We start from the raw sequence: 7,968 nt of genomic DNA on the forward strand, positions 1-7,968 counted from the left end.
GGGTCCTTTCAGTGGGATTCGCGCGGTACGTGGTCGCCGCTGGAGCCGATGAGGAAATCCAGGTCGGCGCCGGTGTTGGCCTGGCGGACGGTCTCGACGTAGAGGCGTTGCCAGCCGCGGCTCGGCCGGGCGAACGCCCGCACGGCGGCGGGTGCGGGTTGGCGTGCCGCCAGTTCTTCGTCGGGGAGCTCGACGTCGAGCCGCCTCCCGGGGACGTCGAGGATGATCATGTCGCCGGTGCGCACCTTGGCCAGCGGCCCGCCGGCGGCGGCCTCGGGGGCGACGTGGAGCACGACGGTGCCGTAGGCGGTGCCGCTCATGCGGCCGTCGCAGATACGCACCATGTCACGTACGCCCTGGGCCAGGAGCTTGGGCGGTAGCGGAAGGTTGGAGACCTCGGGCATGCCGGGGTAGCCCTTAGGGCCGCAGCCGCGCAGGATGAGCACCGAGTCGGGGGTGACGTCCAGATCGGGGTCGTCGAGGCGGGCGTGCAGGTCCTCGACGGAGTCGAAGACGACGGCGGGGCCGCGGTGCTTGAGCAGGTGGGGTGAGGCGGCGGCCGGTTTGATGACGGCGCCGTCGGGGGCGAGGTTGCCGTACAGCACGGCGATCCCCGCGTGGTCCCGCAGGGGCCTTGGACGAGGGCGGATGACCTCGGCGTCATGGATTCGCACGTCGCCGAGTGAATCGACCAGCGGCCGGCCGGTGACGGTGATCGCCTCGGGGTCGAGGAGATCGTGCACCTGGCGCAGCACCGCGTGCAGGCCGCCGGCCCGGTACAGGTCGTCCATGAGGAAGCGGCCGGCGGGCTGCAGGTCCACCAACAGCGGGACGCCGGAGCCGGTGCGGTCGAAGTCATCCTGGTCCAGGTCCACCCCGAGCCGGCCGGCGATGGCCAGCAGGTGGATGACGGCGTTGGTGGAGCCACCGAGCGCGGCCAGGGCGACGATGGCGTTCAGAAAGGAGCCGCGCGTCATGACCTGGCTCGGCCGGCGGCCCCGCTTGACCAGGTCCACGACGAGTCCGCCGGTCTCGTGGGCGCCCGCCAGCAGGCGACTGTCGGCGGCCGGAATGCCGGCCAGTCCGGGCAGGGTCATGCCGAGCACCTCGGCGAGCAGGCCCATGGTGGAGGCGGTGCCCATCGTGTTGCAGTGGCCCTTGCTGCGGATCATCGACGACTCCGAGCGCAGGAACTCCGCTTCGGTCAGCGTCCCGGCGCGGACCTCTTCACTCAGCGCCCATACATCGGTGCCGCAGCCCAGCGGCGAACCGCGGAAGTGACCGGTGAGCATCGGACCGCCGGGGACGACGACCGCGGGCAGGTCCACCGAGGCGGCGGCCATGAGCAGGGCGGGGATGGTCTTGTCGCAGCCGCCGAGCAGCACCACGCCGTCGATGGGATTGGCGCGCAACATCTCCTCGGTGGCCATCGCCGCCATGTTCCGCCACAGCATCGCAGTGGGCCGGACCTGGGTCTCGCCGAGCGAGACCACCGGCAGGTTCAGCGGGACGCCGCCCGCCTCCCACACTCCCCGCTTGACGTGCTCGGCGACCTCGTCCAGGTGCATGTTGCACGGGGTGAGGTCGGAGGCGGTGTTGGCGATGGCGATGTGCGGCCGGCCGTCGAAGGCGTCCGCGGGCAGCCCGCGCCGCATCCATGCCCGGTGAATGTAGGCGTTGCGATCGGTACCGGCGTACCACTGGGAGCTTCGGCGCATAGCGACCAAACCAACGTTCTATTCCAATAATTGGAATTTAAATCGATTTTTTGGAACTTGCGGCGAGATTAGCCCATGCCTCACCTCGCGGGGAAGAGGCGATTGAGGAGAACTTTCGATTCTTGGAACGATGGCCTAACCTTCGGAACATGCCGAAGTTGGTGAGACCGGCCGACGCGATCAGCGATGCCGAGCAGAGACTCGTGGGCTCCGACCGGGTGCTTGCGGTGCTGGCCGAACTGGCCCGCCATCCCGACGGAATTGGGCTGGAGGAGATGGCGCGCATGGTGGACAGCCCCAAGCCGACCGTCCATCGGGCGCTCGCTTCGCTGCGCCGGGCCGGGTTCGCCGCGCAGAACGGTCACGGGCGCTACGTGCTGGGCGATGAGTTCCTGCGCCTGGCCTTCGCCCACCATGAGGCGCGACCCGACCACGTCCGCGTCACCCCGATCCTGCAGGCGTTGTGCGACCGCTACGGCGAGACCGTCCACTACGCGGTGCTCGACGGCACCTCGGTCGTCTACCGCTCCAAGCTCGACCCGCCCGCCGGCGCAGTACGGCTGACGTCGGTGGTCGGCGGCCGGAACCCGGCACATTGCACAGGCGTCGGGAAGGTGCTGCTCGCCCACGCCCTCCCCGACGAGGCCGCCGTACGCGCCTGGGTGGGCGACCGGACGCTGGAACGACCGACCGAGCGCTCGGTCGGCACTGTAGAGCAGCTGCACGCCGCGCTGGAACGCATCCGCGCCCAGGGCTACGCCATCGACGACCAGGAGAACGAGCCGGGCGTCAACTGCATCGCGGTCCCCGCCTACCTGACCTCGCCCACGGTGCCGAGCGGCGCGATCAGCGTCAGCGGCCTGACCTACCGCACCCCGCTGGACAAGCTCGTCAGCGACCTGCCCACCATCCGCGCCATCGTCGCAGGTGAAAACCTCGCATGATCGTCACCGCAACCCCTGCCTCGGCCGAGGTGTACGCCCTGGGCGAGAGCCCGGTCTGGGATCCCGTACGGAAGCGCCTGCTCTGGGTCGACATCGTCGCCGGCACCGTGCACGAGGGGATGCTCGACGAGGGCAAGGTCACGGCCACCGTACGGCATGCCGTGGACACCACCGTGGGCGCTGTCGCCGTCTCTGCCGACGGCGATCTGATCGTGGCCGGGCAGGCCACCCTCATCCGCCTCGGCACCGACGGCAGCCGCGCGGAACTGGCCCGGGTGCTGCCCGCCGGCATACGCAGCAGACTCAACGACGGCGGGGTGGATCCGGTCGGACGCTTCCTGGTCGGCAGCCTGGCTCAGGACGACCGCCACGGTCAGGAAGTGCTGGTCCGCCTGGACTCGACCGGCGTGACTTTCCTCGACACCGACCTGGTGCTCTCCAACGGCCTGGCCTGGACCGACGACCGCCTCTACAACGTCGACACCGTCCCAGGCACGATCTGGGTACGCGACTACGACCCGGACACCGGTAACACCGGTCCACGCCGAGAGGCGTTCAGAGTGACCGACGGCAAACCCGACGGCATGTGCGCCGACGCCGACGGCAACCTGTGGATCGCCAACTGGGGACGTGGCCGCGTCGAATGCCGCACGCCGGTCGGCGACCTCCTGCACACCGTCGAAACCGGCGCCCCACATACCTCCAGCGTCTGCTTCGCCGGGCCCGACCTCGACACCCTCGTCATCACCACCTCCATCCAGCACCTGCCCGAGCCCGCCCCCCACGACGGCCGCCTGTTCACCGCGAAGGTCGGCGTCCGCGGCCTGCCCACCTCTTACTGGTCTACGGAGGACCTCCCTTGTATCTGATGCGCATCGGCGCGCCCGGCGCCGAGAAGCCCGTCGTCCGCATCGACGACACTCACTACATCGACGTCTCTGACGTCACCCCGGACTTCGACGAGCGCTTCTTCGCCGCCGGCGGCCCTGCCCTGCTCGCCGGCCCGGTTGCGCGCGGTGACGTCCGCGAGTTCGCCGGTGAGCGGATCGGCGCGCCGATCGCCCGGCCGCACCAGATCCTGTGCATCGGCCTGAACTACAGCGACCACGCCGCCGAGACGGGCCAGGCCGTGCCGGACGAGCCGATCCTGTTCACCAAGTCGCCGAACACGCTGGTCGGCCCGTACGACGACGTGCGCATCCCGCGCGGCGCCACCAAGACCGACTGGGAGGTGGAGCTGGGCATCGTCATCGGCCGCCGCACCTCCTACCTGGACTCGGTCGAGGAGGCCCACGCGGCGATCGCCGGTTACTGCGTGGTCAACGACGTCAGCGAGCGCGCCTTCCAGATGGAGCGCGGCGGCCAGTGGAGCAAGGGCAAGTCCGCCGAGACGTTCAACCCGGCCGGGCCGTGGCTGGTCACCCCGGACGAGCTCCCCGACGTCAAGAACCTCGGCATGTGGCTCGACGTCAACGGCGTGCGCCGCCAGACCGGCACCACCAAGACCATGATCTTCGACCCGTACGTCATCGTCCACCACCTGAGCCAGTTCATGGTCCTGGAACCCGGCGACCTCATCAACACCGGCACCCCGCCCGGCGTCGGCATGGGCCACGACCCCCAGATCTGGCTGCAGTCCGGCGACGTGATGGAGTTGGGGATCGAGGGCCTCGGCAGCCAGCGCCAGCAGGTCGTAGGACCCCGCTAGTGCGCGCGCTGGTCATCACCGGCCCCGGCAAGGCCGAGATCCAGGAGGTCGAACCGCCCGTGGCCGCCCTCGGCGAGGTCGTGGTGGACGTCGAGCGGGTGGGCGTGTGCGGCACCGACATGGAGCTGTTCACCGGCGAGATGAGCTACCTGCGCACCGGCCGCTCCTGGTATCCCTTGCGCCCAGGCCACGAGTGGTGCGGCCGCGTCACCGCACTAGGCGACGGTGTCCCGGCGGAATGGCTGGGCCGCCGGGTGGTCGGCGACACCATGCTCAGTTGCGGACGCTGCGATCGTTGCAGGGCGAGCCGTCACCACGTGTGTGGCGACATGGCCGAGGTCGGCATCAGCCTGGGCCGTGCCGGTGCGCTCGCTGAGCGGCTCGCGGTACCGGTGTCCGCGCTGCATGTGTTGCCGGACGCCGTGGATCCCACGCTGGGCGCGCTGGTCGAACCAGGGGGCAACGCGCTGCGCGCGGTGCGCGGCGCGGGACTCGGCTCCGGTGCGCGGCTGCTGGTGCTGGGCACGGGCACGATCGGCCTGCTGGTGGCGCTGTTCGCCCGAGCCGAGGGGATCGAGGTCCATCTGGTGGGCCGCGACCCCGCGGAGCTGGGTCTGGCCCGGTCGTTCGGCTTCGCGGGCAACTGGATCCGATCGTCGCTGCCCGGCCTGCGCTGGGACGCCGTCGTGGACGCCTCCAACGCGCCCGAATTGCCGTCCCTGGCGCTCGACCTCGTCGAGCCGGCCGGGCGGGTGGTGTACATCGGCCTGGCCGGCACCCCCTCCACCCTCGACACCCGCGACCTGGTGCTCAAGGACGTCACCGCGGTCGGCATCCTCGGCGGCTCGGCCGGCCTGGCCGGGGCGATCGCCGCATACGCCGACAGCTCGGTGGACGCCCGCCCGCTCGTGGCCGCCACGGTCGGCCTGGCCGAGACCGCCGACATCTTGGCCGGACACCGCCCGCCGGGCGCCGGCCCCGGGCCCAAGATCCATATCGACCCACGGCGCTGAAGGCGAAGAGCAACCAGCGTGACCCATCGTGACCCGCGGCAGCTCGCCGCCCCCGACTCGACCGTCCTGGCCACGGTGGAGTCCGCCGTCCCGGGGATCACCCGCACTCTGGGCGCCTGCGGCTGCGGTGCTACCGGGAGCACCTCGGCCCACCGGCGGCGCTGGATCAGTCGAGATAATGCCGCGAACCAGAGCCGGTCGGCACGACCCCATCGCGGCCGGACTTCGAGTTGACGGCGGAGCACCTGGTTCTCGCGACGGAGCACCAGCAGCTCAGCCCCTCTGGACGCATCAGAGCGGACCAGCACCGCCACAAGCCCGCATAGCACCGAACCACCCGGACAGCCGCCGAACTGATCGCGCAGCAGGATCCCAGCTCAGAGCCCGAAACCGGGTGTTCGAGCGGGACAGGGTAATTCCGCTTACCAGCCGCCGGGCGTACGATCTGTCGCTACCGCAGCCTGCCCGTCCACCGGATTTACGACATTGATGACGCTGAGTACCAAAGTCGCGACAAGGAGGCGTCGCATGGGGGATCTCCTGTTCGACGGGAATACGGCGATCGGCCGGCGTAGGGCGTCGCCGCCGCGGATCGCCACACTTCAGTGATTTTCCAAAGGTTCGCCGAATTCCCGGACTTTCCGCTGGTGATGGAGGTGGAGCGCACGGCTTGACTCACGCCGTGCACGGATATCGTTTCCCCCGATCACCGCCGCCCGACTGAGGGCGTACGGCCAATGGCAGCAGGCCGGCGGAGGTGATCGCCGATTTCCGCCTGACATCAGCACCGCTAGGGTGAGGTTGCATGCGAAGCCCGGAGTCTTGCTGCGCACAACGATGTCACAACCATCTGCCAACGCTTATTCGCTACCCTCGCATACGTCGATGTCCGGCGAGTATATCAAGGGCGAAATATGGATAAGGAGCGTCTTGCGTTCCTTGAACGCCTCAAAGCCGACCTGACCATCGGAAGGCCGAGTCAGCCTATTGGGGTCGGGTCGCGATCGGTGACCGCTGATAAGCCGATGAAGCTGTTCCGGAGGATAGGTCTGCATGGTGTCACACCGGCCGCCGCCGCTTCGTTCTTGGCAGTGCACGCCGCTGCGGCCGGCGCCGTTCCTGACTACGTTCCGCACAGCCACACGAAATACCCACCTCAGCGATTCGGGCTGTGGGAACGACCTGATCTCGCTGACCACCGTCCCGGACCTGGACCGTATCAGGGGACCGTCGGAGGTCGGTCGCTAATGGGAAACGCGTGAGCCCTGGACCGACGTGTTCTTTGAGCGCTCCACGTTATGGCACCGGTAGGCGCCCTTCTTGCCACTTTGTTCAAATAAACGGCCCCGGTTGACGCCGCAGCCAGCACTGCGTACCCACACGAGGTTCCGAGGGCGATATCGGGAGAGCTGACATCGATTTCTCATCTCGCCCCGCCGTTGGGTGGCGTCAAGTGGACCAGTTATGCCCTTCGATTGCTAACCCCTTCTCCCTGTTCCCTTCCTCCCATGGACGCCCGCCCCTCCCGTGGGCGCCCACATCCGCCAGGAGAAGTCGTGTACCCGATCGTTCGACGTGTCATGTCCGCATGCCCTGCTTACTGGGCTACTGCCGGACCGCTCGTGCCGCCTTCACCCGTCCCGACGGGGACCTTTCCGGCCATGAGCGACCACCGCGACCTGTGGCCGTTCTGCTGGTGCGACGACCGAGCCTGCCCCGCGTACGGCGACTGCAGCGTCTTCAGCAACATCGGGACGGCCCGCGTCCGCGGCATGCCGGGCAACCTGGCCGGACGTCAGCGCCCCGTCGAGCGGCGCCTCCGCTCGGCGTGACTCCATGCGGCCGTACGGCCATGACCACGCTCTGACCTGGCATACCCCGCCTGGCGCGACGACTTGCCCGCCGGGCTCTTTTTCGGCCGTCCGATGAAAATCCTTTCCAGCAAGAGGAGATCAGATGAGAAAAAGGCTCGTGACGGTGATCATGGCCGCGGCGACGATCGCGACGAGCGTCGTCGCCGCCCAGCCGGCCTTAGCCGCCGGCCCCCGCCCCGATTTCCACGCGCCGTGGCCGTGTGGCCAGGTGCGGGACTATTACCACCACTCCGGTGAGGTCGCCAACGCGATCGACTTCAACATCGCGGGCAGCGGTGACCTCGGCACCCCGGCCCTCGCCTCGGCGGCGGGGACGGTGATCGAGACCGTGTCCGGCCATCCGGGGTACGGCAACTACGTCCGCGTGGACCACGGCGGCGGCTGGACGAGTCTGGTCGCCCACCTCGACCGGATCACCTCAACCAAGGGCCAGCAGGTCAACGCGGGCCAGGAACTCGGCAAGGTCGGCACGACCGGCAATTCCACCGGTCCGCACCTGCATTACGAGCAGGAGGCCGACGGCGTCAACCAGCCGGTCGTGATCGACGGCGTGGCGATGAACTATGACGGCCAGACGCGCCGGCACACGAGCGGCAACTGCGGCGGGGGCGGCGGGGGCGGCGGTCTTCCGATGCTGGGTGGTTCGCCCGCCGATTTCAACGGTGACGGCAAGGACGACATCGTCACCTTCTCCAAGAACGCCTCGGCGGA

The 7,968-nt window shown here is 69.1% G+C and carries 7 protein-coding genes; 6 read left to right on the top strand and 1 reads right to left on the bottom strand.

Annotated elements, in window-relative coordinates; translation table 11 throughout:
- Positions 1 to 8 precede the first annotated feature (8 nt).
- The gene (locus tag AB0J64_RS44345) at positions 9 to 1,718 is read right to left on the bottom strand and encodes an IlvD/Edd family dehydratase (protein ID WP_364041692.1); all 1,710 of its coding nucleotides are present in this window, start codon (positions 1,716 to 1,718) and stop codon (positions 9 to 11) included.
- 149 nt (positions 1,719 to 1,867) lie between these two features.
- Between AB0J64_RS44345 and AB0J64_RS44350 the strand changes: the two genes are divergently transcribed.
- The 6 genes from AB0J64_RS44350 to AB0J64_RS44375 form a co-directional block, all read left to right on the top strand.
- Positions 1,868 to 2,662: an IclR family transcriptional regulator gene (locus tag AB0J64_RS44350; protein ID WP_364041693.1), complete on the top strand. Its 795-nt coding sequence runs from the start codon at positions 1,868 to 1,870 to the stop codon at positions 2,660 to 2,662.
- Complete coding sequence (locus tag AB0J64_RS44355) at positions 2,659 to 3,531, top strand: SMP-30/gluconolactonase/LRE family protein (protein ID WP_364041695.1); 873 nt, start codon at positions 2,659 to 2,661, stop codon at positions 3,529 to 3,531. Before AB0J64_RS44350 ends, AB0J64_RS44355 begins: the two co-directional genes overlap by 4 nt.
- Positions 3,522 to 4,370 (top strand): fumarylacetoacetate hydrolase family protein, encoded by an 849-nt coding sequence (locus tag AB0J64_RS44360; RefSeq protein WP_364041697.1) that lies wholly within the window; start codon positions 3,522 to 3,524, stop codon positions 4,368 to 4,370. Before AB0J64_RS44355 ends, AB0J64_RS44360 begins: the two co-directional genes overlap by 10 nt.
- A complete protein-coding gene (locus AB0J64_RS44365) occupies positions 4,370 to 5,383 on the top strand; it encodes an alcohol dehydrogenase catalytic domain-containing protein (RefSeq protein WP_364041699.1) in 1,014 nt (337 codons plus the stop codon). The genes AB0J64_RS44360 and AB0J64_RS44365 overlap by 1 nt, the downstream gene beginning before the upstream one ends.
- 1,661 nt (positions 5,384 to 7,044) lie before the next feature.
- Complete coding sequence (locus AB0J64_RS44370) at positions 7,045 to 7,215, top strand: hypothetical protein (RefSeq protein WP_364041701.1); 171 nt, start codon at positions 7,045 to 7,047, stop codon at positions 7,213 to 7,215.
- Positions 7,216 to 7,339: 124 nt separating this feature from the next.
- The coding region (locus tag AB0J64_RS44375; RefSeq protein ID WP_364041703.1) for a M23 family metallopeptidase at positions 7,340 to 7,968 on the top strand (629 nt) is incomplete at its 3' end.

Source organism: Nonomuraea sp. NPDC049695 (assembly GCF_040674955.1).
Classification (GTDB): Bacteria; Actinomycetota; Actinomycetes; order Streptosporangiales; family Streptosporangiaceae; genus Nonomuraea; species Nonomuraea helvata.